Origin of the sequence: Burkholderia sp. IMCC1007, from assembly GCF_027257875.1 — a bacterium.
In the GTDB taxonomy this organism is placed as follows: domain Bacteria; phylum Pseudomonadota; class Gammaproteobacteria; order Burkholderiales; family Burkholderiaceae; genus Burkholderia.
The window spans coordinates 495,157-520,691 of the sequence record NZ_JAPVQY010000001.1 but is presented as its reverse complement, the minus strand read 5'-3'; the positions used below and the strand labels follow the sequence as shown (position 1 = coordinate 520,691).

The 25,535-nt window shown below is 69.0% G+C and carries 21 protein-coding genes; 8 read left to right on the top strand and 13 right to left on the bottom strand.

Annotated elements, in window-relative coordinates:
• Positions 1–13: 13 nt before the first annotated feature.
• The 4 genes from O1Q03_RS02570 to pdxR all read right to left on the bottom strand — a co-directional run bounded on the left by O1Q03_RS02570 (position 14) and on the right by pdxR (position 3,532).
• Entirely contained in the window at positions 14–712 is a 699-nt protein-coding gene (locus tag O1Q03_RS02570) for a TetR/AcrR family transcriptional regulator (protein ID WP_269501516.1), read from the bottom strand.
• Positions 713–1,082: 370 nt separating this feature from the next.
• Complete coding sequence (locus O1Q03_RS02565) at positions 1,083–1,505, bottom strand: cupin domain-containing protein (protein WP_269501515.1); 423 nt, start codon at positions 1,503–1,505, stop codon at positions 1,083–1,085.
• 10 nt (positions 1,506–1,515) lie between these two features.
• Positions 1,516–1,953 carry a carboxymuconolactone decarboxylase family protein gene (locus O1Q03_RS02560; RefSeq protein ID WP_269501514.1) on the bottom strand — a complete coding sequence of 146 codons (438 nt, stop codon included), beginning with the start codon at positions 1,951–1,953 and terminating at the stop codon, positions 1,516–1,518.
• A gap of 94 nt (positions 1,954–2,047) precedes the next feature.
• The gene (pdxR, locus tag O1Q03_RS02555) at positions 2,048–3,532 is read right to left on the bottom strand and encodes a MocR-like pyridoxine biosynthesis transcription factor PdxR (protein ID WP_269501513.1); all 1,485 of its coding nucleotides are present in this window, start codon (positions 3,530–3,532) and stop codon (positions 2,048–2,050) included.
• Positions 3,533–3,819: 287 nt separating this feature from the next.
• On the opposite strand from pdxR, the gene O1Q03_RS02550 reads away from it, so the two are divergent.
• The gene (locus O1Q03_RS02550) at positions 3,820–4,737 is read left to right on the top strand and encodes a LysR family transcriptional regulator (protein WP_269501512.1); all 918 of its coding nucleotides are present in this window, start codon (positions 3,820–3,822) and stop codon (positions 4,735–4,737) included.
• A gap of 150 nt (positions 4,738–4,887) precedes the next feature.
• On the top strand, positions 4,888–5,637 hold the full coding sequence (locus tag O1Q03_RS02545) for an SDR family oxidoreductase (RefSeq protein ID WP_269501511.1): 750 nt from the start codon (positions 4,888–4,890) through the stop codon (positions 5,635–5,637).
• A gap of 77 nt (positions 5,638–5,714) precedes the next feature.
• On the opposite strand, the gene O1Q03_RS02540 is transcribed toward O1Q03_RS02545, so the two are convergent.
• Complete coding sequence (locus O1Q03_RS02540) at positions 5,715–7,355, bottom strand: glycoside hydrolase family 32 protein (protein WP_269501510.1); 1,641 nt, start codon at positions 7,353–7,355, stop codon at positions 5,715–5,717.
• 154 nt (positions 7,356–7,509) lie between these two features.
• Positions 7,510–9,090, bottom strand: a complete 1,581-nt coding sequence (locus O1Q03_RS02535) for a glycoside hydrolase family 68 protein (RefSeq protein ID WP_269501509.1) — start codon at positions 9,088–9,090, stop codon at positions 7,510–7,512.
• A gap of 170 nt (positions 9,091–9,260) precedes the next feature.
• Between O1Q03_RS02535 and O1Q03_RS02530 the strand changes: the two genes are divergently transcribed.
• From O1Q03_RS02530 to O1Q03_RS02510, 5 genes are all read left to right on the top strand, one after another.
• Positions 9,261–10,298: a substrate-binding domain-containing protein gene (locus O1Q03_RS02530; protein WP_269501507.1), complete on the top strand. Its 1,038-nt coding sequence runs from the start codon at positions 9,261–9,263 to the stop codon at positions 10,296–10,298.
• 411 nt (positions 10,299–10,709) lie between these two features.
• Entirely contained in the window at positions 10,710–11,396 is a 687-nt protein-coding gene (locus tag O1Q03_RS02525; protein ID WP_269501506.1) for a type 1 glutamine amidotransferase domain-containing protein, read from the top strand.
• A 148-nt stretch (positions 11,397–11,544) separates the two neighbouring features.
• The gene (locus tag O1Q03_RS02520) at positions 11,545–12,654 is read left to right on the top strand and encodes an NADH:flavin oxidoreductase/NADH oxidase (RefSeq protein WP_269501505.1); all 1,110 of its coding nucleotides are present in this window, start codon (positions 11,545–11,547) and stop codon (positions 12,652–12,654) included.
• A gap of 160 nt (positions 12,655–12,814) precedes the next feature.
• Positions 12,815–13,885 carry an AI-2E family transporter gene (locus O1Q03_RS02515; RefSeq protein ID WP_269501504.1) on the top strand — a complete coding sequence of 357 codons (1,071 nt, stop codon included), beginning with the start codon at positions 12,815–12,817 and terminating at the stop codon, positions 13,883–13,885.
• 238 nt (positions 13,886–14,123) lie between these two features.
• Complete coding sequence (locus O1Q03_RS02510) at positions 14,124–14,498, top strand: hypothetical protein (RefSeq protein ID WP_269501503.1); 375 nt, start codon at positions 14,124–14,126, stop codon at positions 14,496–14,498.
• Between the two features lie 54 nt (positions 14,499–14,552).
• On the opposite strand, the gene O1Q03_RS02505 is transcribed toward O1Q03_RS02510, so the two are convergent.
• A complete protein-coding gene (locus O1Q03_RS02505) occupies positions 14,553–15,347 on the bottom strand; it encodes an SDR family NAD(P)-dependent oxidoreductase (RefSeq protein WP_269501502.1) in 795 nt (264 codons plus the stop codon).
• A 158-nt stretch (positions 15,348–15,505) separates the two neighbouring features.
• Here O1Q03_RS02505 and O1Q03_RS02500 point away from each other — a divergent pair, with 158 nt between their 5' ends.
• A complete protein-coding gene (locus O1Q03_RS02500) occupies positions 15,506–16,354 on the top strand; it encodes an AraC family transcriptional regulator (protein ID WP_269501501.1) in 849 nt (282 codons plus the stop codon).
• Between the two features lie 229 nt (positions 16,355–16,583).
• Here the strand turns inward: O1Q03_RS02500 and O1Q03_RS02495 are convergent, their stop codons facing one another.
• The 6 genes from O1Q03_RS02495 to O1Q03_RS02470 all read right to left on the bottom strand — a co-directional run bounded on the left by O1Q03_RS02495 (position 16,584) and on the right by O1Q03_RS02470 (position 25,374).
• Positions 16,584–17,189 carry a LysE family translocator gene (locus tag O1Q03_RS02495; RefSeq protein ID WP_269501500.1) on the bottom strand — a complete coding sequence of 202 codons (606 nt, stop codon included), beginning with the start codon at positions 17,187–17,189 and terminating at the stop codon, positions 16,584–16,586.
• Positions 17,190–17,284: 95 nt separating this feature from the next.
• Positions 17,285–18,733 (bottom strand): heavy metal sensor histidine kinase, encoded by a 1,449-nt coding sequence (locus O1Q03_RS02490; RefSeq protein WP_269501499.1) that lies wholly within the window; start codon positions 18,731–18,733, stop codon positions 17,285–17,287.
• Positions 18,730–19,425 (bottom strand): heavy metal response regulator transcription factor, encoded by a 696-nt coding sequence (locus O1Q03_RS02485; RefSeq protein WP_269501498.1) that lies wholly within the window; start codon positions 19,423–19,425, stop codon positions 18,730–18,732. Before O1Q03_RS02485 ends, O1Q03_RS02490 begins: the two co-directional genes overlap by 4 nt.
• A gap of 21 nt (positions 19,426–19,446) precedes the next feature.
• Complete coding sequence (locus O1Q03_RS02480; protein WP_269501531.1) at positions 19,447–20,946, bottom strand: efflux transporter outer membrane subunit; 1,500 nt, start codon at positions 20,944–20,946, stop codon at positions 19,447–19,449.
• 5 nt (positions 20,947–20,951) lie between these two features.
• A complete protein-coding gene (locus tag O1Q03_RS02475; protein WP_269501497.1) occupies positions 20,952–22,181 on the bottom strand; it encodes an efflux RND transporter periplasmic adaptor subunit in 1,230 nt (409 codons plus the stop codon).
• Positions 22,182–22,206: 25 nt separating this feature from the next.
• Entirely contained in the window at positions 22,207–25,374 is a 3,168-nt protein-coding gene (locus tag O1Q03_RS02470; protein ID WP_269501496.1) for an efflux RND transporter permease subunit, read from the bottom strand.
• Between the last annotated feature and the right edge of the window lie 161 nt (positions 25,375–25,535).

The following is a 25,535-nucleotide window of genomic DNA, read 5'->3' as shown; positions in this document are numbered from 1 at the left end:
GCGCGGGCCGCGCTCACGCGCGCCTCCGTGACGAGCGTGCGCGCGCAGCCGGCGCGACGCGGGGCGGCTGCATGCCGGCGTCGAGCAGCGCGCGGACATGGCGATGCAGCACGTCGCGATCGATCGGCGGCAGGCCGCGCGCGCTTTGCCACAGCTTCGCGGTTGCGAGCGGCAGCATCACGAGCGCGATGATCGAATGAAACAGGAACGCCGGTTCGAGCGACGGATTCAGCGTGCCGCCCTGTTGCGCGGCGCGGATGCGTTCGGCGAAACGCCCGACATGCTCGAGCGGAATGCGCTGGACCATCCGCTCGCGCAGCAGCCCGCCTTCGTGGACGATCTCGCGCAGCCAGATCGACGGCAGCCACGGCATCCGGTGCGTGACGTCGAAGAGCCGGTCGACGAGTTCGGCGACGAGCGCGAACGGATCGCTTTCGGTCTGCGCAGCCGTGGGGCGCCACACGAACGCGATCGCCTGCGCAAGCCGCTCCTCGACGATCGCATCGAGCAGCTGCTCGCGATTCGTGAAGTAGTAATGGACCATCGCCGACGTGACGCCGGCAGCCGCGGCGATCTGCGCGACCGTCGTCGCGGCGATGCCGCGCTCCGCGAACAACTGGATCGCGACGTCGAGCATGTGGTCGCGCAGGTCGAAATCGTGCACCGACGGGCGGCGCCCGCGCGGCCTGGCGACGGTGGCTTTCGCGTTCATGCACACGACGCTAATTGATGAGTTAGTTAATTTCAAGGAAGGGTTTTCGCGCGCGTTGGCGCGGCCGGCTTGGCGGCGAGTGGTGTGCGGGATGGCGGGGCGGCGGCGCGGCGAGCCGGTGTGTGCCGCAGTTGGAATGTAGGGAACGGCTAATGCGGAAACCGAAGGGACTGCCGCCAGCGCGCTGGAACGCTCGCGGCCTAGCCCGGCGCTGCGTCCAAAGTTGGTCGACCACTTCAGGCACGGCGGGGGAAGTGTTGGCGGAATGGCGAAGCGGAGCCGCTGCCTGGGACCGCTCGGCACGGGCCGGGTAGCCGAGAGCGCACCTCGCGGCGCGTGCCCGCCACGGCACGCGCCCCCTCCAGCATCGTTACTGAGCGATCGGCGACTTCAGCGGGTCGTGCTCCCCGGTCAGCCCGAACACGACGAGTTGCGCGGGTTCGGTCGCGCTCGCATTGCGCGACACCTGATGGCGCGAACCGGGCGGCTCGTACCAGCCTTCGCCGGCGCGATAGCGGCGCACCGGCCCGCCGTTCAGCTGCGACAGCACTTCGCCTTTCGACACGACCGCGAACACCGAGCCGAGGTGCCGGTGCGGTTCCGACGCCTGGCCGGGCGCATAGTCGACGGTCGCGACGACCGCGAGCTTGCCCGGCGCGTCCGGCACGGCCTGCCGCATGATCGCGTGCACGTGGTCGCCCGCATCGTGCGCATGGGCGGCGGCCGGCAGCGCGGCGCCGAGCGCGAGCGACGCGCATAACACCGTGTGACGGAGAGTCGAACGCGTGCTCATCGCCGTCTCCTTACTCGGGCATCTTGCGGAACGCGATCGCGAAGCGGTTCCACGCATTGATCGTCGTGATCAGCAGCGACAGCTCGAACAACTCTTCGTCGCTGAAATGCGGCTTCACGGCTTCCCAGACCGAATCGGGCACGTGGTTGTCGGCGACCAGCGTCAGCGCCTCGGTCCATTCGAGCGCCGCGCGTTCGCGCTCGGTGAAGAACGGCGTTTCGCGCCACACGACGACGGTCGCCAGGCGGCGCTCGGCTTCGCCGCCTTTGCGCGCGTCCGCCGTATGCATGTCGACGCAGAACGCGCAGCCGTTGATTTGCGATGCGCGCAGCCGGACGAGTTCGGCGAGCGGCTTTTCGATCGTGCTCTTCGCGAGGAATTCCTCGGCGTTGCGCATCACCTTGATGGCGTTCGGGCTGGCGGCGTAGAAGTTCAGGCGCGGTTGCATGGCGGCTCCTCGGTGGGTTGATGCGCACGGCGGCGCGACAGGACCCACTGTATGCCCGTCACTGGCTCGCTTGAATGGCCAATTTTGAGAAAATTCAGGTAACCAGTGGCGTGTCGCCGATAGCGTCCGAATCCAGCAGCGCAAATAACTTCGCGAGCGCCGTATCGATCCGCAGCGCGTCGATCCCGCCATAGCCGAACAGCAAGCCTGCCCGCTCCGGCGCGCCGACGTGGAACGCCGAGATCCCGTACAGGCCGATGCCGTGCGTGCGGGCTGCCCGGACCAGCGCGCTTTCGTCGAGCCCGGGTGTCAGCAGCGCGGCGAGGTGAATGCCGGCGGTCGGCACGATCGCGTCGAACCACGGCGCGAGTCCGCCGCGCAGGTGTGCGATCAGCATCTTGCGGCGCGCGTCGTAGTGCTTCTGTACGCGTCGCAGATGCCGGGCGAAGTCGCCTTCGACCATGAAGCGTGCGAGCGCGGCCTGCGTCAGCGAGCAGGTATGCCAGTCGACGATCTGCTTGGCCTTGCACAGCGCGCCGCGCAGCGCGCGCGGCGGTATCGCGTAGCCGATCCGCAGTTCCGGGAAGATCGTCTTCGAGAACGTGCCGACGTACGCGACGAGGCCGGCGCGGTCGAGGCTTTTCAGCGATTCCACCGGGCGGCCCTCGAAGCGGAACTCGCCGTCGTAGTCGTCCTCGATGATCACCGCGCGGCGGCGCTGAGCCCATTCGAGCAGCGCGACGCGCCGGTCCAGTGTCATCGGCATCCCGAGCGGGAACTGGTGCGACGGCGTCACGTAGACGAGGCGCGCGTCGTCGGGCAGCCGCTCGGTGACGATGCCGTGCGCATCGACCGGCACGCCGATCACCGTCGCGCCGAGCGACGCGAACGCCGCGCGTGCCGGCGGATAGCCGGGATTCTCGACCGCGACGACGTCGCCCGGCCGCACGACCACGCGCGCGATCAGGTCGAGCGCCTGTTGCGCGCCGTGCGTGACGAGCACGTCGTCCCAGCCGCACGCGACCGCACGGCTGAACCCGACGTAGCGCGCGATCGCGCCGCGCAACTGCGGATCGCCGGCCGGGTCGTGATACTGGCCGGGGCCGCGCGCCTGCAGGCGCAGTGCGTGATGCAGGCAGCGGCGCCACGCGTCGAACGGGAACAGCGTCTTGTCGGTCACGCCGCCGCGAAAATCGAAGGCGGGCGACTCCTGCGGCGCGGGCATCGCGAGCGCGTCGGGCAGGTCGTCCCACAGTTCGCGCGCTGCGACGGCATGGACCTGCGGCGTGGCTTCGACGAGCGACGGCGTTGCCGCGGCCGCCGCATGCGGCACCCGTGCGAGGCCAGTGGCGACGAACGTGCCGTCGCCGGCGCGCGTGTTCAGATAGCCCTCGGCGACGAGGCGCTCGAACGCGTCGAGCGTCGTCTTGCGTGACACACCGAGCTGCTTCGCGAGATCGCGCGTCGACGGCAGGCGGGCGCCGCCCTCGAGCCGCCCGTCGACGATCGCGGTGCGCAGCTGGCGGAAGATCTGCCCGGTCAGGTCGTGACGGCCTTCGATGCGGATCGCGATGTCCATCGCAGTGGTTACCTCGAATGCTGGAATTGGGTGTCAGTCAGCATACCGGAAGTTCATGGCCGGATTGGCGCTCGGGAGGGCGCGCGGGTGCGGTGCGTCCCGGGGAACGGCCGTGCTTGCGGTTGTAATGGCGAGCGCGGTTCGCGAGCCGGTCCGGATGCTCGGGATCGCCCGTGGCGACGAGGGTCGGCCCGCATCCGCCACATACCGGGCGCAGCGCCATTCGATTGGACCGTCGCGCGCCGCTGCCTTACGATCCACCTCACGCCCTGACCGGAGTGCCGCTCATGTTGTCCGAAGACGAACTCGCGCTGCTCGATGCGATCCGCGCCACCGGCAGCCTGTCGCGGGCGGCTGCGCGGCTCGGCAAGGCGCCGTCGACGGTGTCGCATGCCGCGCGGCAGCTGGAAACGCGCTTCGACGCGCTGTTGTTCGACCGGCGCGGCTACCGGCTGCAGCTCACCGCGGCCGGCCAGTTGCTGGCCGACGAGGCATCGCGCGTCGCGCTGGACGTCGCGCGGCTCACGCAGCGCGTGCGGCAGGTCGCGAGCGGTTGGGAGGACCGGCTGTGGATCGTCAGCGACGAGGTGCTGGAGTTTGATACGCTGCTGCCGGTCGTGCGCGCGTTCGATGCGCTCGATTCGGGCGTGTCGCTGCGCTTCACGCACGAAGTGCTCGGCGGTACCTGGGAGGCGCTGCGCGACGGCCGCGCGGATCTGGTCGTCGGCGCGACCAACGAGCCGCCGGCGATTCCGGGCTTCAAGTGGTTCGAGCTCGGCGCGATGGAATGGGTGTTCGCGGTATCGCCGCGCCATCCGCTTGCGGCGGCGAGCGGGCGGCTCACGCGGGATGCGATCGGCGCGCATCGCGCGGTCGTCGTCGCCGATTCGTCGCGGCACTCGGCCGGCCGCGCGTATGGGCTGCTCGGCGGGCAGGCGGTGCTCGCGGTGCCGTCGATGCGCGCGAAGATCCTCGCGCAGCGCGACGCGCTCGGCGTCGGCTGGGTGCCGCGCCGGCGGGTCGCGTCGCTGCTGGCGCGCGGCGAGCTGGTGGAGAAGGAAACGGCCGATCCGCGCGAACCGAACGTGTTGTATGTCGCGTGGCGCGGCGACCGCGACGGCCGCGCGCTGCAATGGTGGCTCGAGCAACTGCGGGAGCCGCGGCTCGCGCAACGGCTGCTCGACGGGATCGACGTGGCGGGTTGACTGCGCCACGCGAGTACGCGACGGGCCGGGGCGCGCGGGCAAACACGTTCGAAGATTTCGAACATGTCTGCCGCGCCCGTCGTACGGCAACAGTGCGCGCGGGGCGCATCCTGTGTTCACGGTCAACTCACCGGTTCACAGGAGAACATCATGCAACGCTTCGAAGGAAAAACGGTACTCGTCACGGGCGGCAACAGCGGGATCGGCCTGGCGGCCGCACGGGCATTCGCGGCCGAAGGCGCGCGGGTCGTCATCACCGGTCGCGACGAGCAGACGCTCGCCGCCGCGCGCGCGACGCTCGGTGACGGCGCGCTCGCGATCCGCAACGAGGCCGGCAGCGTCGCGTCGGCGCGGGCGCTGGCGGACGCGCTCGCAGCGTCCGGTGTGCGGCTCGACGCCGTGTTCATCAACGCGGGCGTCGCGAAACTCGCGCCGTTCACGGATATCGACGAGGCGTTGTGGGACCTCGTGTTCGACACGAACGTGAAGGGCGCGTATTTCCAGATCCAGGCGCTCGTGCCGCTGCTGAACCGCGGCGCGTCGATCGTGATCAACGGGTCGATCAACGCGCACATCGGGATGCCGGGTTCGTCCGTGTACGCGGCAAGCAAGGCGGCGGTCAATTCGTTCGCGAAGACGCTGTCGACGGAATTGCTGCCGCACGGCGTGCGCGTGAACGTGGTGAGCCCCGGGCCGGTCGAGACGCCGTTGTACGGCAAGCTCGGGCTCGATGCGGCGACGCTCGACGCGACCGCGGAAAAGATCAAGGGGCTCGTGCCGATCGGCCGGTTCGGCACGCCGGACGAAATCGCGTCGACGGTGCTGCATCTGAGCGCGCCGGAGTCGGCGTTCATCGTCGGCGCGGAAATCATCGCGTCGGGCGGGATGGGCTTGCTCTGAGCGTGAAACCGGCGGGGCTGCATCGCCTGACGGACGTCGGGCGGCGCGGTCCCGCCGTCGCTTCGTATCGCTAATCGCTAGTGCGATGCGCAGTCGCCCAGCGCAGCGTCGCGCGCATCGAGCTGCGTCACCGTCAGCCCCGAAAACGTCGCGCGGCCCTGCTCGGCGAACACGGCGACACGATCCGCATCGAGCGGCGGAAAGATCAGATCCGTCAGCACCGCGCGGCCGCCATTCGCGAACACTTCGACCGATCCGCGATCGACGACGATTTCGAGCCGCAGGCGGCCATGCTCGAGCGGCAGGTCGACGATGTGTTCGCGGCTGAACGTGCCGGCGAAATCCATCGTGCCGGAGCGCGAGCGGTCGAGCGTCAGCGTGTGTTTCGACGTGTCGTACACGATCCGCGTGCCGATCGCGCCGTCCGCCGAGCTGCGGACGATCAGGCCCGCGCGGGCCGCGTCCTGCGGCGCGAGCGTCACCGTGATGCGCTGGACCACACCGCGCGCGCCAGCCGACAGCGCGCGCGTGGCCGACTCGACGCTCAGGTCGCCTTCATGGATGGCCGGCCGCCCGTCGGCCCACGCCTCGAACGCGGCGGCCGGCGTCGCCACGAGCGTCGGTTCGCCGCCGATCGTTTTCAACGCGAGTTCGCGCGGCAGCGTCGTCGCGCCGCGCCACGGCGCCGTCGGCGCTTTCGACGCATAGTCCCAGTTGCTCATCCACGCGATCGCGACCGGGCGCGCGCCCGGCGTGCCGGAGAACGTCCCGGCCGCGTAGAAGTCGGCGCCGTGATCGACCCAGCGGAATTGCGCGGGATCGGAGCCGGCTGGTGGGACGCGACTCGGGACGAACGTGCGGCCGTCGAAGTCGCCGACGAAAACCATCGCGCCCGAACCGCCGGCGATCGACCACGGGTTGACGTTGACGATCATCGCCCACTTGATGCGTCGCGGATCGTCGTCGACGCGCAGCGGCAAGAGATCGGGCATTTCCCACAGCGCGCCCGCATGCGGCACGTCCGGCAGCGTGAAGTCGCTGAGGAACGACCAGTGGATCAGGTCGTCGGAGCGGTAGAGCTTCACGACCTGCGCATCGGCGACGACGGTCGTCATCAGCCAGTAGCGTCCCGGCGCGTACCACGACACCTTCGGGTCGCGGAACTGCTTCGATTCCGGATCGAGCGTGAGCACCGGATTGTGTGCATAGGGTTGCCACGTCGCGCCGTGATCGAGGCTGTACGCGAGCGATTGCGCCTGGGTGCCGGGCGCGTGGCCGGAACCGGCCTGGTAGACGCTCGTATAAAGCGCGACGAGCGGCGTCTCGCCCGGCGCGCCGAGGCCGGACGTGTTGTGCGTGTCGGCGACGATCGAGCCGGAGAAGATTTCCTCCGTCGCGCTCGCGCGCATCGCGACCGGCTGCTCGCGCCAGTGGACGAGGTCGGTGCTGGTCGCATGGCCCCACGACATGTTGCCCCAGTCGGGGCCGAGCGGGTTGTACTGGTAGAACAGGTGATAGCGGCCGTTTTCGTACACGAGGCCGTTCGGATCGTTCATCCAGTTGCGCTGCGGCGTGTAGTGCAGCGCAGGGCGCCATTGCGGTGTATCGCGCGCGAGCGGCGGCGCGGCACAGGTCGCGTGTGCCGACGGCAGGCCGGACGCACACGCGAGCAGGAGTCCGGCGAGCCGGAATGAACAGTGGTGAAGCATCGATCTCATGCAGGATTCCGTGCTTCGCGGCGCAAAGCGGAAAGAAGGGCGCGCATGCCGTCGGCAACGGCGGCACGCGCTGGCTGCGGAACAAGAAGGCAGGCGGGCATGCGACACGCGCGCTGCCTGCCTGCCGAACCGGCGGACTACCGGGCCACCGCGCTTACGGCCGGGCGCCGGCGCCGCCGTCGTTGTGACCGGCGCCGGTGGCCGGCAGGTTCGACGGGATGTCGCCGTAGCCGCCGAGGCCGCCGCGGCCGTAGAAGCGGTCGACCGCCGTCGACGTGCCGTTGATGTTGACCTTCACCGTCGGCGCGAGCGTGCCGCCGCGGCGCGGACCGATCGCATCGATGAACGACTCGACGAGCCCGCCCGGCATCACGAAGTGCGAATACGACTGGAACTCGCGCGGGTTCTGGTTCGGGTCCTGCGCATACGGCGCACCGGCCGGCGCGGAGAAGTCGGTCGGATTGCCGAGCACGAGGCCGCTACCGCCGTTCAGCGGCTGGAAATCGCTGCGGATGCCGTTGCCGACGAAGCCGTAGACGCCGTCCGGCCCGTCGACGCCCGCGGCCATCGTGGTGCGATGGCTGATCGTGAACAGGTAGTACTTGCCGTCCTTCAGGTAGATCTGCGGACGCTCGGTCTGGTCGTCGACGCAGTTCGCGGACAGGATCGGCGGCAGGAACTTCCATTCCGTCAGTTGCGGGTTCGTCGCGACCGCCAGACCGACGTTGGCCTTTTGATACACTGCGCCCGAGTTCATCACGGCGTTGAGGTCTTCCCTGTACGGGTCGTTCGGCGCGTAGCCGAGGTCGGCCTCGGTGCAGGTCCGCGCGCCGCGCTGGCCGCCCGTGTTGCCTTCGAACACCATGTAGGTCTTGCCCGGATGCGCCGGGTCGGTGAACACGAACGGATCGCGGAACGAGAAGTAGGTGTTCTGCTGGCCCGTCTGGTAATAGGTGCCGTCCGGCTGCAGCAGCGCCTTGTGATCGTCGAAGCCGCTGAACCACACGTGCTTGTCGTCGGCATGGATGTGGCCGTCGGCGCGCGTGATGATCGCCTGCGGCGGCGTGATGTCGGCGCCGCCGGGCGCCGAGCGGTTGAACGACGTCGCGGTGTAGTACACGCTGACATTGTCGCCCTGCGTGAGGCGCGCGGAGCCCGACCATTCGGCGTTGTTGGTCATCGGCGACGTACCGAACACCTTGACGCTCGCACCGTCCGGGAACAGGTGGCCGCCCCAGGTCCAGCCGCCGTTCGCGGGCCGCTGCGACGCGGGCACGCCGGCGCGGCGATAGAAGAAGCCGATGCGCGCATGGACGTGACGATCGTCGAACGTGTAGCCGGCATGCGGGTCGGCGGTCAGCGAGAAGATCACTTCCCAGCCCTTGTAGCTGAGCTGGTTCGCGCGCAGGTCCGCCAGCGGCCACGTATCCCAGACCCACACGTTCGGGTTGATCAGCGGGAAGTCCTGCGGGATGTCCGGCATCGTCAGCGCTTGCGGCAGCGAGTTCCGGTCGGCGCCGGCCGTGTGCGACTGCGCGACGATCTGGCGGATGTCCGCGCGGGTCCAGCGCATCGTGAAGTTGCTGTCGGGGTCGTAGGCCTGCTGCGTGTGCGGCGTGGGCGCGGGTGCGCCGGCCGTCTGTGCGTGCGCGGCGGACGCGAACGCGGCCAGTGCGGCGCCGGCGAACAGCAAACGTTTGGCCGCGTGCGCGCGGCAAAAAGGAAAATAAGTCATGTCGGCGTAGTTTCCGTTGACGGTGAAAGGGAACGATTGACGGCGGCATCGATATCCAAACCGGTTTGGATACTATTTCAAACCGGTTTGGACGTCAAAAGATAAATATTTGACGGTAATAACTGCCATTCGGGAATAATTGCCGCACGCGCGGCCGTCGGCCGAATGGCATGCACAACGCGAGGAGCGACGTGAAGGTGAATCTGAAGGCGCTGTCGGATGCGCTCGGGCTGTCGCGCACGACGGTCAGCCGGGCGCTGAACGGCTACGACGACGTGAGCGAGGCGACCCGCGAGCGGGTGATGAAGGCCGCGCGCGAACTCGGCTACGTCGCGGATCCGACCGCGCGCCGGCTGGCGACGGGGCGCGCCGATACGATCGGCATCGTGTATCCGTTCGGCGCGTGCGATCTTGGCGATCCGCGCTTCGGCGAAGTCGTCGCGGGCATCACCGAGCGGCTCGCCGAGCGCAATCTCGACTTCATCATCGCGTCCGCGCGGCCGAACGCCGAACTGGACACCTATCGCCGGCTCGTCGACGGCAAGCTCGTCGACGGGCTGATCGTCGCGCGCACGCGGGTCGACGATCCGCGCCTCGCGTACCTGCGGTCGAACGGGTTTCCGTACGTCGCGTATGGCCGCACGCAAGCCGCCGAGCCCTATGCATGGTTCGATTTCGACAACGAGGCCGGCGCGCGCGATGCGGTGCGGCGCCTGATCGGCCTCGGCCACCGGCGCATCGCGATGATCAGCGCGCCGCTGTCGCTCAATTTCGCGATGCAGCGTCGCGCCGGCTATCTCGCGGCGCTGCGCGAAGCGGGCCGCGAGCCCGATCCGGCGCTGCTCGTCGAGTGTCCGTTTACGCGCGGCGGCGGGGAGCAGGCGGCGCAGGCGCTGCTTGCACTGCCCGAACGGCCCACGGCGCTGCTGGTGGACAACAACATCGCGGGCGGCGGCGCGTTCCGCGCGCTGGTCGACAGCGGCTTGCGGCTCGGGAAGGACATGTCGTTGATCGTCTATGACGGCGTACCGCCGGACGTCGCGTACCCGCACCGCGTGACGGCGGTCATGCAGCCGACCGGACATGCGTCCGGACGCGCGCTGGCGGACCTGATGCTCGGGTTGCTCGCGGACGGGACGCGCGGCCATCGGCTCGAGCTTCCGGTGATCGAGGCCGGCGATACGGATGGGCCGCCGCACGACGGCTAGCCGAAGCGGCGGCGGAGCGGGCGCGATCGGCAACGCAGGTTGCCGGACGCGCTCCCGCGCAAAAGCCATGTCGCCGAAAGGGCCGAATCGCGGATCGCTAGACGACCGGTCTAATCCGACGCTATCATCCGGCCTCATGAATGCGACGCCGTTCATGCCGCACGGTGCAGACGCGACAATGACATATCGCACTGCGATGCTGCTCGCGCAGGAAGATCGTCGTTTTTTTGATGCTGCGCCTAGACGACTGGTCTAATAGCATCGAGCCAAACATTTTTGATACGCGCTCCGCACGTCGGCGCCTGCCAACTGACTAACCGGCAGGCGCGCGTCGTTCGCGGCATGCAGCGTGCGCCAAGCTGCCGCCGCGCGATGCGGCCCCGTTCCCCCATTTCGAAGGAGTGTCCGATCATGAAGATTCTGGTTGTCCTGACCTCGCACGACACGCTCGGCGACACCGGCAAGAAGACGGGCTTCTGGCTCGAGGAACTGGCCGCGCCGTATTACGCGTTCAAGGATGCGGGCGTCGAACTGACGCTCGCGTCGCCGAAGGGCGGCCAGCCGCCGCTCGATCCGAAAAGCAGCGATCCGAGTGCGCAAACCGACGCCACGCGCCGTTTCGATGCGGATGCGGCGGCCAAGGCCGAACTCGCGGCGACGCGCAAGCTGGCCGACGTGTCGATCGACGATTACGACGCGGTGTTCTATCCGGGCGGCCACGGCCCGCTGTGGGATCTCGCCGAGGATCTGCATTCGATCGGCCTGATCGAGCGCGCGTTGTCGGCCGGCAAGCCGGTCGCGACCGTGTGCCACGCGCCGGGCGTGCTGCGCCATGTGAAGGATCCGAAAACCGGCGAGTCGGTCGTGCGCGGCAAGCGTGTGACGGGCTTCACCAACAGCGAGGAAGCGGCCGTCGAGCTGACGGAAGTGGTGCCGTTCCTCGTCGAGGACATGCTGAAGACCAACGGCGCGCAGTTCGAGCGCAGCGCCGACTGGGCGCCGCACGTGGTCACCGACGGGCTGCTGATCACGGGGCAGAACCCCGCGTCGTCGGCGCCCGCGGCCGAGGCGCTGCTCGCGCAGCTCAGCCGTCGATAAAAGTTCGCGCGGCGCCGGCATGACCGGTGCCGCGCCGTTTCCGTCGCCGGGCACAGCCGGCCCGACGACGGCCCGCATTGCTCCGCCGTGCGTACCCGCGCGGCGGATCGTCCCAGTCGTTTCGAAGAACCAAGCAAAGGAGTGGTGGATGTCTGCCCTGTTCGAACCGTTCAAACTCAAGGATGTCACGCTGCGCAACCGCATCGCGGTGCCGCCGATGTGCCAGTACGTCGCCGAAGACGGCGTCGTCAACGACTGGCATCACGTGCATCTGGCCGGCATCGCGCGCGGCGGCGCGGGCCTCGTGATCGCGGAGGCGACGGCCGTGTCGCCGGAAGGCCGGATCACGCCGGGCTGTGCGGGGCTGTGGACCGATGCGCAGGCCGACGCGTTCGCGCCGTCGGTCGCGGCGATCAAGGCGGCGGGCGCCGTGCCCGGCATCCAGATCGCGCATGCGGGCCGCAAGGCGAGTGCGAACCGTCCTTGGGAAGGCGACGATCATATCGCCGACGGCGATCCGCGCGGCTGGCAGACCATCGCGCCGTCGGCCATCCCGTTCGGCGCGCATCTGCCGAAGACGCCGCGCGCGATGACGCACGACGACATCGCGCGCGTGCAGGCCGACTTCGTCGCGTCGGCGAAGCGCGCACGCGACCTCGGCTTCGAATGGCTCGAGCTGCACTTCGCGCACGGCTATCTCGCCCAGAGCTTCTTCTCCGTGCATGCGAACCAGCGCGACGACGAATACGGCGGTTCGGCGGAAAACCGCGGCCGCTTCCTCGTCGATACGCTGAAGGCGGTGCGCCAGGTATGGCCGGAGCACCTGCCGCTGACCGCGCGCCTCGGCGTGCTCGAATACGACGGCCGCGACGAAGAGACGCTTGCAGAATCGATCGCGCTCACGCAGCGGATGAAGCAGGAAGGGCTCGACATGCTGAGCGTGTCGGTCGGCTTCTCGACGCCGAACGCGCAGATTCCGTGGGGTCCGGCGTTCCTCGCGCCGATCGCCGAACGCGTGCGCCGCGAGACCGGGCTGCCGGTGTCGTCCGCGTGGGGCATCGACACGCCGCAACTGGCCAACCGGGTCGTGGCCGAGCAGCAGCTCGACCTCGTGATGGTCGGCCGCGCGCATCTTGCCGATCCGCACTGGCCGTACTATGCGGCCAAGCAGCTTGGCGTCGAGCGTCCGTCGTGGACGCTGCCCGCGCCGTACGCGCACTGGCTGGAGCGCTATCGCGTCGCCGACAAGGTGGCCTGAGCACGCGTCCGGTCGCGCGGCGGCGCGGCGTTCGCGGCCCGCGTTCGACGACGTGGCGCGCGACGTCGGCATGCCGTCGCGGCGGCGATGGATAGAATGGCGGTTCGACCGGGCGCTCGGCCCGGGCGAACCGCCATTTTTTCATTTCGACAGAGGTGCCATGCGCGTACATGTCTCGCCGTCCCAGGATGCCGCCGAACGACCGCGCGCGCAGCAGATCGCCCGCGCCGTGCTGTATACGGTGTTGCTGGTGCTCGCGCTGTGGGTGATCCGCGATTTCATTCCCGCCATTGCATGGGCATGCGTGATCGCGATCGCGCTGTGGCCGTTGCTGAAACGCTTCGAGTCGGACCGGTGGTTTCGCGGCCGGCCGACCCTGACCGCGGCGGTGATCACCACCGGGATTTCGCTGCTCGTCGTGCTGCCGGTGGCGCTCGCGCTGGGTCAGGCGCTCGCGCAGGAGCACGACCTGCGCATGTGGCTGCATTCGATCCAGGACAACGGCATCCCGGTGCCCGACGTGGTCGCGCGGCTGCCTTACGGGGCCGCGCAGATCACCCAATGGTGGCAGGCCAATCTCGGCCATCCGCTGCATGCCGGCACGGCGATGCACAGCGCGAGCGGCGAGAAATTCATCGCGTTCGGCCGGCAGTTCGGCACGAAGCTCGCGCACGGGCTGCTCGAATTCGGCTTCATGCTGGTCACGCTGTTCGTGATCCTGCGGGCCGGCCACAAGTTGTCGGGCGCGTTGCTGCAGGGCGCGCGGCGCGCGTTCGGGCGCGACGGCGCCGACCTCATCGAACGGATGGTCGCGGCCGTGTACGGCACGGTGACGGGGCTGGTCGTCGTCGGCTTGGGCGAGGGCGCCATTCTCGGCGTGATGTATGCGCTCGCGGGCGTCCCGCACTCGGCGCTGCTCGGCCTCGTGACGGCGATCGCCGCGATGCTGCCGTTCTGCGCGCCGGTCGTGTTCTGCGGCGCGGCGCTGTGGCTGTTCGTGCAGGGCGCGACCGCGTGGGCGGTCGTGGTGCTGGCGGTCGGCTTCGTGGTCGTGTTCGTCGCCGAGCACTTCGTGCGGCCGGTGCTGATCGGCAACTCGACGCGCCTGCCGTTCCTGCTCGTCCTGTTCGGCATTCTCGGCGGCGCCGAGACGTTCGGCCTGATCGGGCTGTTCGTCGGCCCCGCGCTGATGACCGTGCTGACGATGCTGTGGGCCGAGTGGGTTGCATGACGGTGCCGGCCGCAGCGCCGGTCCGCCCCATCGGCGTAACGGTATATCGGCGTATCGGCGCACGCGGGTCGGAGGCCGTCCGGCAGCGCAGCGCGTCAGCGCGATCGGGTTTGCGCGCGGCGGGCATGATCCGCGCAGCCGGACACGGATCTCAACATTTCTTTTCGATTCGAACCCCAAGGTCTAGTAGCATGGGGCTTTCGATCGCGCCGGCATGGCGCAGCAGATTCTTCCTAGCATGCGATTGATTCCGATGTCCCGCCGCGCCGCGACGCTGTCCCTGGCGGCCAGCTGCCTGATGTTGCACGGCTGCGCGTGGTTCGATTCGTGGCTGCCGTTCTCGTACTCGCGTACCCCGCTGGCGAGGGCCGCGTCGCGGCATGGCGCAACGCGCGCCGACGTCGTCCGCGCCGCCGGCAATCCGCGCAGCGTATGGATGGTCCGCAACGGCAGCGGCGTCTGCTACAACTACTTCATCGAGCACGGCAACGATCATCGGCCTTACTTCGTCGTGTTCGACAAGGCCGGCGCCGTCACGCAACACGGCTTCGATACCTGCATGGACGCCGACCGCAAGGGCGTGCTGCAGCCGGGGCAGACCGCTTCCCGATAGCGCGGCGGCCGTCCGCCGCGCCTGCCGTAGCGATCGTGTCGGCCGGGGTTGCCGTCACGCGATCGTATCGACCACGCCGCCGTCCACGCGCAACGCCGCGCCCGTCGTTGCCGATGCCTGCGGCGAGCAGACGTACACGACCAGGTTCGCCACTTCCTCCGTCGTCGCCGGCCGCTGGATGATCGACGTCGCACGCTCGCTGCGCACGAACTCCACTGCAACATCGTCGATGCTGCGGCCCGTTTCGTCGGCCTGCGCCTTCAGCATCGTGCGCACGCCTTCCGACATCGTCGGCCCCGGCAGCACCGAATTGACCGTCACGTTCGTACCGGCCGCGAGCTTCGCGAGCCCGCGCGCAATCGACAGCTGCGCGGTTTTCGTGAACCCGTAGTGAATCATGTCGACCGGGATGTTCAGGCCCGATTCCGACGAAATGAAGACGATGCGCCCCGTATTGCGCGCGAGCATCCCCTTCAGGTAGTGCCGCGCGAGACGCACGCCGGACATCACGTTCATCTGGAAGTAATGGGCCCATTCGTCGTCCTCGATGTCGAAGAACGCTTTCAGCCCGTAGATGCCCGCGTTGTTCACGAGGATGTCGGCGTCCGGCGTGTGCTGCGCGATGCGCGCGGCGCCGGCGGCGTCGGACAGGTCGGCGGCGACGCCGTCGATGTCCGCGTCCGGCACCGCGGCGCGCAGCTGCGCGCGGGCGGATTCGACCGATTGGTCGCTGCGCCCGTTGATCACGACGCGCGCGCCCGCACGCGCGAGCCCTTCGGCGATTGCCAGCCCGATGCCGGCGGTGGAAGCGGTGACGACCGCGGTCTTGCCTTTCAGATCGATGTGCATGAACGTACCGGTTCGAAGAGGGAACGGAACCCGCCGCATGCGCCGCGGCGGCCGGAATTCAAAGCTTAGGCGATCCGGCCGCGACGCGCCCGCTGGTTGCATCGCGCGGCGCACTCTTGTACGGTGTGCGTTCGCCATCCGATCCGGGAGCCTGTCGCGTGAGCCGTTCCGCCAACACCGTTGCCGTGCCGTCGCCATTCTGGCGCGATGCCGCGCTGCCGTTCATCGAGGCGCGCACCGTCGACGACGGGCGGACGATCTGCTACGCGAAACACACGCACGATACGTTTTCGCTCGGCGCGATCGTCGGCGGCACGAGCACCTACCTGAACGGCGCGACGAAAGAGCAGGTCGGGCGCGGCGTGCTCGTGATCATCGATCCGGAACAGGTGCACGCGTGCAACCCGTACGGCCCCGACGCGTGGGCATACCGGATGATCTACGTCGACGTGCCGTGGCTCACGCGGCTGCAGCATTCGCTGGGGCGCGATCCGAACGGCGATTTTCATGGCTTTTCGCCGAAGTCGACGCAACGGCGCGACCTGTTCGCGCAATTCGGCGGGTTCTACCGCACGCTCGTGTCGCCCGCTGTCGACCCGCTCGGCAAGGAAAGCGCGGCGGTCGAATTCTTCACGCGACTGCACGGCGCGCTCGATCGCGACCTGCCTGCGGGCGCCGTGCGCGGCGCCGACAACGCGAAGCTCGCGCGCGCGGCCGACTACATCGCCGCGCATTGCCGGCAGGCCGTCACGCTCGATGCGATCTGCGCGGCCGCCGACCTGTCGCCGTCCTATCTGATTCGCGCGTTCAACGCCCGCTACGGGATGACGCCGCATGCGTTCCTGATCGATCGTCGCGTGCAGTACGGCCGCGCGGAACTGCGCCGCGGCCGGTCGATCGCGGACGTCGCGCTCGATGCCGGGTTCGCGGACCAGGCGCATTTCCAGCGCGCATTTCGACGGATTGCGGCCGCGACGCCGGGGCAGTATCGAAGCGCGGCCAACTGAGCGGGGGGACGGTCGGGCGGGTGCCGGACGCACGCGGCAGACCGCAACCTTGCGCAGCGCAAACCGCACACCGCACACGCAAACGGCACACGCAAACCGCAAACCGCAGCCCCCAAACCGCAGACCCCAAACCGCAGCCCCAAACCGCAGCCCCCAAACCGCCGGCAACGCGCTGCATCAACGTCCGCCGGCGGCGCCTGCCGCAACAACACACTTCGCCGAGACGACCCTAGACGTCGAGCAGATAAAGCGCGCTGCCCGCAAGCAGCAACGCCATCGCGCGGTTGAACAACCGCATCCGCCGCGCGTTCGCGAGCCGGTGCCGCAGCGCTGCGCCCGCATACGCCCAGCACGCGATCGACGCAAAACAGATCACCAGATACAGCGCGGCGAATTGCCAGACCTGCGTGCGGTCGCCGTCGGCCGCATACGCGCCCATCGCGGCCACGCACGCGAGCCACGCTTTCGGATTCAACCACTGCATCGCCGCGCCGGCCGCCGCCGACGGGCCCGCAACGTTCGGCGCGCCCGGATCGGCGGGGTCGGCCGACACCCGGCCGTCGTCGAGCGCGAGCCGCAGTGCGAGGTAGAGCAGGAACGCGATCCCCGACCATTGGGTGGCGGTGGTCAGCATCGGCCAGCGCGCGAGCGCCGCGTGCAGCCCGAGGCCGATCAGCAGGAACAGGGCGACGAAGCCGAGCGTCGCGCCGGCCGCATAGCGCAGGCTTGCGCCGAGACCGTGGCGCGCGCCCGCACTGAGCGCGACGATGTTGACGGGACCGGGTGTGATCGACGACGCCAGCGCGAACGCGGCCATCGAAACCAGCATGCTCATCGGATGTCTCCATGCGAAGGTGAAAGTCGCATCGAGACTAAACACGCGGGGCGGCCCCGTATTGAAGAAAACTGCCCTCGCCGGTGCGGCCGCCGTCAAGGCATCGCGCGCGACGCGGGCGCCGGGTGCAGCGTATGCGGGTCGGTTGCGTCGGCCGCGCGCAGCGGGGTGCCGGCGAACGGCTGCGTCGACACCGAGAAGCCGAACGTATTGATGCCGCCGGAGCACGCGACGAACACGCTGCCGCCGTGCATTTCCGCGACAGCCTTGACGATCGACAGCCCGAGCCCGTGATTCTCCTTGCTGTTCGCGCGCGCTTCCTCGAGCCGGTAGAAGCGCTCGAATACGTGCGAACGCTGCACGGGATCGATCGGCTCGCCGGGATTCGCGACCGACACGTCGACGAGCGTGTCGCGGCGCGTGATCGTCACGTTCAGCGTCGCGCCGGGCGCGGAATGCTGGATCGCGTTGATCAGCAGGTTCGTCATCGCGCGGCGGAACAGCGACGGATCGACGGCCGCGCGCGCGTCGCCGTCCAGTTCGGCGTGCAACTGCGCTTCATCGAGCGGAATCTCGAGGAAGTCGAGCATGCGCCGCACCTCGTCGGCGAGCGACACCTGCTTCAGGTCGGTCGCGCGCTCGCCGCGATCGCTGCGCGACAGGAACAGCATGTCATTGATGATCACGCGCAGCCGTTCGAACTCCTCGAGGTTCGACTGCAGCGTCTGGCGCATCCGGTCGACCGAGCGGTCGCGGCTCGTCAGCGCGACCTGGGTCTGGCCGATCAGGATGCTGATCGGCGTGCGCAATTCGTGCGCGACGTCCGCGTTGAACGCTTCGAGCCGCGCGTAGGTTTGCTGGATGCGTTCGAGCGCGCCGTTGAACGACGCGGCGAGATCGCGCAGCTCGGTGGGCAGCGCGTCGGTATGCAGCCGCTGGCGGCGGTTGGTGGCGCTGACCGCCGCGGCATCCTGCGACAGCCGTTCGAGCGGCGCGAGCCCGAAGCGCGCGACCGCGCGGCTCAGCAGCAGCGTGATGACGGTGGCCGTCGCGATCAGCGCGGCGAGCGTCCACACGAACCGCCGCAGCATCCGCTGCGTGCGCTCGCACGACGTCGCGACGATCAGCTTCAGGTCGGGCCGCTCGCCGCTGCCCTTGACCGCGACGGTCTTCGTCATCACGTCGTAGCTGCTGCCGTTGAGCGCGTACTGCTGGAACGCACCGAACGGTTTGCCGACGGGCACGCCGTCGACCGGATGGCCGAAGCGGAAGTCGGCGTCGGGGCCGTCGACCTGATAGCGCGTCGACCCGTCGGGCGGTTCGAGGTCGGCGAGCTTCTCCTGCATCAGGCGGCCGCGTGCGGCCGTGGTCGCATGCGACACGATCATCTGCGCGACCTTCGCGCGCGTGTCGATCGTCGCGCGCAGTTCGGCGAACAACTGGCGCTCCATCATCACGAACAGCCCGCAGCCGACCAGCGTGAACACGAGCAGCGACACGATGCCGAACATCGCGGAAAGGCGCAGCGTGATCGAGCGTTTCATGGGTGCCTCTCGCTATCGGCGTCGTCGCGCGCCTCGAGCACGTAGCCCATCCCGCGGATCGTGTGCAGCAGTTTCTCCGCGAACGGGCCGTCGAGCTTCGCGCGCAGCCGCTTGATCGCCGTCTCGACGACGTTCGCGTTGCTGTCGAAGTTCACGTCCCACACGAGTTCGGCGATCGTCGTCTTCGACAGCACCTCGCCGCTGCGCCGCGCCAGCACGCCGAGCAGCTGGAATTCCTGCGCGGTCAGGTCGAGGCGCGTGCCGTCGCGGGTCGCGCGGCGGCCGATCAGGTCGACGCGCAGGTCGCCGATCGAGATCAGCGTCGATTCCTGCACGCGCGCGCGGCGCGTCAGCGCGCGCAGCCGCTCGATCAGCTCGAGGAACGAGAACGGTTTGGTCAGGTAGTCGTCGGCGCCGCCGCGCAGGCCGCGCACGCGGTCGTCGACGCGGTCGCGCGCGGTCAGCATGATGACGGGCGTCTGCTTCTGCGCGCGCAACGCGCGCAGCACGCCGAAGCCGTCGAGCTTCGGCAGCATCACGTCGAGCACGACCACGTCGTAGTCGAACTCGACGGCCTTCCACGCGCCGTCCTCGCCGTCGAGCGCGGTGTCCACGACCCAGCCTTCCTCGGTCAGGCCACTTTTAAGGTATTCGACGACTTTCGGTTCGTCTTCGACGATCAGGACTTTCATAGGCTTGTCCGCGTAACCGGGTTAGGGGGCCACGCCCGTTTCGGGCTGCGGCGCCGCCGCCGCGACGGCGGCCGACGCGGCGCTGCCGTCCCAGCCGCCGCCGAGCGCCTTCGCGAGAAACACCACCAGCGCCGCGCGCTGGCCCTGGATCTGCACCGCCTGGCGCTCGCTCGTCAGCAATTGCTGCTCGGCGGTCAGCACGTCGATGAACGGCGCCAGGCCGCCCGCGTAGCGGTCCTGCGCGAGCGACACGAGCTTGCGCGCATCGTCGACGGCGGCCGACGCCTGCTGCGCGGCCTGCGCGAGCACCGACAAGCCCGTCACCGCATTCTGCACCTCCTGGAATGCGGTCAGCACGGTCTGCCGGTAGTTGGCCTGCGCGGCCACGTAGCCGGCCTGCGCGAAATCGACGCCGGCCTTCAGCTTGCCGCCTGCGAACAGCGGCTGGCTGACCGACGCGCCCACCGACCACAGCAGCGCCGGCACGGTGAACAGGCCGGCGAAGCGCGTCGCATCCCAGCCGATGTCGGGCGACAGCGCGATGTGCGGGAAATACGCGGCGCGCGCGACGCCGATCTGCGCGTTCGCGGCGGCCATCGCGCGCTCGGCGGACGCGACGTCGGGGCGCCGCTGCAGCAGGTCGCTCGGCATGCCGGTCGGCAACGGGGGCGCGTTGATCGGCACGACGCGCGCCGGCAGCGAGAACGCAGGGGCCGGCGTGCCGACCAGCGTCGCGATCGCGGTTTCCACCTGCGCGCGCTGCTGGATCAGCAACTGCGCCTGCGTGCGCGTCGCATCGAGCTGCGAGCGCTGCTGCAGCAGGTCGAGGCCCGAGACCGCGCCGAGGTCGTGGCGCGCGCTCACGTAGTCGAGCGCCTTCTGCTGCAGGTCGATCGAGCGCTTGACCACGTCGATCTCGGTATCGAGCTCGCGCAGCGCGAAGTAGCTCGACGCGAGATCGGCGGTCAGCACGAGGCGCGCGTTCGCGAAATCGTCGCGCGCCTGCTCCGAGCTGGCCTGCGCGGATTCGACATTGCGCCGCACGCGGCTGAACAAGTCGAGCTCGTAGCTGACGCTCGCGCCGACCTGGATGTCGTTCTGCACCGTCGACGCGCTCGCCGTCGCGTAGTTGGTCCGCGGCCGGTCGGCGGAGATCTTGAAGCGCTGGCCGCTCGCGTTGAGGTTGACGGCCGGATACTGCGCGGATGCGACCGACGCGAGCGTGGCCTTCGCCTGGTCGTAGCGCGCGGCGACGGCCTTCAGGTTCTGGTTGTTGCGCAGCGCGTCGGCCTCCAGCGCATCGAGCTGCGCATCGCCGAACGCGCGCCACCATGCCGGATCGAGCGGCGCGCGGGCCGGCGCGGCCGGCTGCCAGTACGCGTCGGCCGGATCGAGCCGCCACGCGGCCGGTGTAACGACGTCCGGGCGGTGGTAATCGGGGCCGACGGTGCAGCCGGCGAGGGCCGCGAGCGCGACCGTCGCCGCGGCCGCAACCGCCGCGGGGCGCACGCGCGCGCGCATCGCGATCACGACTTCGCTCCCGCAACCGTGGAGGCCGGCTGCGCGACCGGCGCCTGCACGACGACCGTGTCGCCTTCCGCGAGCGCGTCGCTCGGGTTCGCGACGAGGCGGTCGTTCGGCGTGAGCGGGCCGTCGACTTCGAGCGTCTGGCCGATCGTTCGCACGACCGACACGGCCTTCAGGCGCACGTGGCCGTTCGCATCGACGGTCGCGACCGTCGGCCCTTCGGCACGGAACAGCAGCGTGTTCGCGGGAATCTGCAGGCGGCCGACCGGCGTCATCGGCAGCGTCGCCTGCACGTATGCGCCGGGGAGCAGCCGGCCGTCCGGGTTCGGCAGCGTGATCTCGATCTGCAGCGAACGCGTCGCGACGTCGATCGCCTGCGACGTGCGCGTGATCGTGCCGTCGAAAGTGTGGCCGGCCAGTTCGGCCTGCCCGATGCTCACGTGCTGGCCGAGCTTGACCTGCTGCGCGTACGCCTGCGGCACCTGCACGTACAGGCGCAGCCGGTCGGCCTGCACGACGGTGAACAGCGCGCGGCCCGCGTTGCCGGCGTTCACGAGGTCGCCGACGTCGACGTTGCGCTGCGTGACGATCCCGTCGATCGGCGCGACGATGCGCTGGAAGCCCTTCAGCTCGGTGAGCCGCCGCACGTTCGCGTCGGCCGCGGCGAGGTTCGCGGTGCCCTGGTTGAACGCGCCTTGCCGGTCGTCGAGTTCCTGCTGCGACACCGCATCGCGCTGGCGCAACTGCTGCGCGCGGTCGAACGACGTCTTCGCGAGCGCGAGCGTCGCCTGCGCCTGCTGGCGCTGCGCGGTGGCCTGTGCGAGCTCCTGGTTCAGCTCGGGCGTGTCGAGTTCGGCCAGCACCTGCCCCTGCTTCACGTGCGCGCCGATGTCGGCCTGCCAGCGCAGCACGTAGCCGCTTGCGCGCGCGAAGATCGGTGCCTCGATGAAGCCGCGCAGCGTGCCGGGCAGCGTCAGCTTGCCGCCGCTGGCCGCATCGACCGGATGCACGACGTTCACGTACTGGCGCGTGTTCTGCTCGGCAACGGCGTCGAGCTGGTTGCGGTTCAGCACGTTGACGACGATCGTGCGCGCCGCGCCGGCGGCCAGCAGCACGCCGATCACGATCAGCACGATCCGCCCGCGCCGCGACACCGACGTGCGGCTCGGCAGGTGCATGCCATGTTCATCCACATGGATGCCGACGGAGCTGTGATGTTTCTCTTCCATGAATTGACCGGTCTATAGGCGAAAGTCAGTGTCCGGCCTGGCGCGCGCGCCGGCGGGCCAGCCGCGTATGCACGCCGCCGAACACGAGCGGCACGAACAGCAGCGTCGAAACGGTTGCGAACAGCAGGCCGCCGATCACCGCGCGGCCGAGCGGCGCGTTCTGCTCGGCGCCTTCGCCGAGGCCGAGCGCCATCGGCACCATCCCGATGATCATCGCGAGCGCCGTCATCATCACCGGCCGGATCCGCGTCGCGCCGGCTTCGAGCGCGGCCGTGAGCGGCGGCGCGCCGGCCGCGAGGCGCTGCCGCGCGAACGACACCACCAGAATACTGTTGGCCGTCGCGACGCCCACCGTCATGATCGCGCCGGTCAACGCAGGCACGCTCAGATGCGTGCCGGTGATGAACAGCATCCACGCGATGCCGGCGAGCGCGGCCGGCATCGCGCTGATGATGATCAGCGGGTCGAGCCACGACTGGAAGTTCACGACGATCAGCAGGTAGACGAGCACGATCGCCATCGCGACGCCCGCGCCGAGGCCGATATAGGACGTGCGCATCGTCTCGACCTGGCCGCGCACCGACAGCTCGGTGCCGCGCGGCAGCGTCGCGCGCGCGTCGGACACGACGCGGTCGATCTCGCCGGCGACCGAGCCGAGATCCCGGCCGTCGACGCTCACGTACAGGTCGATCGCCGGCCGGATGTTGTAGTGCGTGATCACGGCCGGGCTTTCCGCCGTGCGAATCTGCACCAGGTTGCCGAGCAGTTGCAGCGGCGTGTCGGTGCGGCCGCTCGCGGCAATCGGCGTGCCGAGCAGGTCGTCGACCGATGCGATGTTGTACTGCGGGGTCTGGATCTGCAGCGGGTACTGGACGCCGGTGCGCGGGTTGATCCAGAACGACGGGGTGGTCTGCGAACTCCCGGACAGCGAGATCAGCATGTTCTGCGCGACGTTCTGCGCCGAGAGATTGAGCTGCTGCATGCGCGTACGGTCCATGTCGGCCAGCAGGGTCGGCTCGTCGTTGCGTTGCAGCACGTGCACGTCGACTGCGCCGGGGATTTGCCTGATCTTTTTCATCAGGCTGCTCGCAATGGTCATGTTACTCGCGAGATCGTTGCCGAGCACCTGCACGTCGATCGCGGCCGGCTGCCCGAAGTTCAGGATCTGCGTGATGATGTCCGACGGCTGGAAGAAGAACTCGACGCCCGGGAAGCGCTGCGGCAGCAGCGTGCGCAATGTTTGCACGTAGTGCGCGGTCGCGCGGTGGCCGGGCTTCAGCGCGATCAGCAGCTCGCCGTCGAGCGTGCCGATCGTGCCGGCGTTGCTGTACGACAGGTTGATGCCGCTCACCGGCAGCCCGAGGTTGTCGACGATCGCACCGAGCTCGTCGGGCGGCACGGTCTCGCGGATCACGCGCTCGACGCGGTCGGCGAGCCGCGCGGTTTCCTCGATCCGGTAGCCCGTCGGCGCACGCATGTGCAGCCGGATGTTGCCGGAGTCGGCGTTCGGGAAGAAGTCGCGGCCGAGCACGAACACGAGGCCGGTCGACAGCACGCAGAAGCCGAGGAAGCAGATCGCGTAGAAGCGGCGGCGCACGAGCAGGATGCTCAGCAGCACGATGTACCACGCGCGCAGCCGCTCGAACGCGTGGTTGAACGCGTGATGGATGCGCGCGAAACGCGACGTCGAACGGCCGGCGTCGGTGTTCGCCTGTTGCGGGCGGAACAGCAGCATCGCGAGCGTCGGCACGAGCGTGCGCGACAGCACGTACGATGCGAGCATCGCGAACACGACGGCTTCCGCGAGCGGCACGAACAGGAAGCGCGCGACGCCGGTCAGGAAGAACATCGGCACGAACACGATACAGATGCACAGCGTCGATACGAACGCGGGCACCGCGATCTCGCCCGCGCCTTCGAGAATCGCTTCGTGCAGGTTCGTCCCCAGATGCAGATGGCGCTCGATGTTCTCGATGGTGACGGTTGCGTCGTCAACGAGAATGCCGACCGCGAGCGCGAGCCCGCCGAGCGTCATGATGTTGATGGTCTCGCCGAGCGCGGACAGCGCGATCAGCGACGTGAAGATCGACAGCGGAATCGAGATCGCGATGATCAGCGTGCTGCGCCAGTTGCCGAGGAACAGCAGGATCATCATCGCGGTCAGCACGGCGGCGATCAGCGCCTCGTGGATCACGCCCTGCACGGCGGCGTTGACGAACACCGACTGATCGAACAGCGGCGTGATCGTGAGCCCTTCGGGCAGCGTCGGGATCACCTTCGGCAGCAGTGCCTTCAGGTCCGATACGACCTTCAGCGTCGACGCGTCGCCGGTCTTCAGGATCGAGATCAGCACGCCGCGCTGGCCGTTCTGGCGCACCACGTTGGTCTGCGGCGCGAAGCCGTCGCGCACCGCCGCGACTTCGCGCAGGTAGGTCGTCGCGCCGTTGACGGTCTGGATCGGCAGGTTGTTGATGTCGGCGATCGTGTCGGCCGACGCGTTCGTGTCGATCCGGTATTCGGTCTGGCCCATCTTCGCAGTGCCGGTCGGCAGCACGAGGTTCTGCGCGTTGATCGTATTGACGATGTCGGCGGGCGTGAGGCCCTTCGCGCGCAGCGCCTGCGGATCGAGATCGATCGCGACGACGCGCGTGCGGCCGCCGTACGGGAACGGGATCTGCGCGCCGCGGACGGTGATCAGTTGCGGCCGCAGGAAGTTCAGCGCGATGTCGGCGAGCGACTGTTCGCTGAGCGTCTTGCTCGACAGCCCGAGCTGGATCACCGGGATGCTCGATGCCGAATAGGTGATCACGAGCGGCGGCGTCGCGCCCTGCGGCATCTGCCGGACGATCGCCTGCGCGGACGACACCGTCTGCGCGATCGCCGTCTGCACGTTCGCGCCCGGTTGCAGGAACACCTTCACGACCGCGATGCCGGGCAGCGACGTCGATTCGATGTGCTGGATGTTGTTGACCGTCGTCGTCAGGATCCGCTCGTGGACGGCCGTGATCCGGTTGGTCATGGCCGTCGCCGAGAACCCGTTGTAATTCCAGATCACGCTGATGACGGGGATGTTCACCGCCGGCAGCACGTCGACGGGCGTGCGCATCAGCGCAAGCGGGGTGGCCAGCACGATCATGATGGCCATCACGATGAACGTGTACGGGCGCCTGAGGGCGAGATTGACGATCCACATGGAGGGAGCGGGACGGGCGGTGATCAGGCGTCGGTGAAGGGAACCCGAATGATAGGCGTCGGGGCTGAACGCGTTACTGACATGAAACTGGCGGAATTGTCAGTTTCGGGCGCGGTGCGGATCGACCGATGGAAACGGGCTGGCGCGGGAGCCGGAAAGCG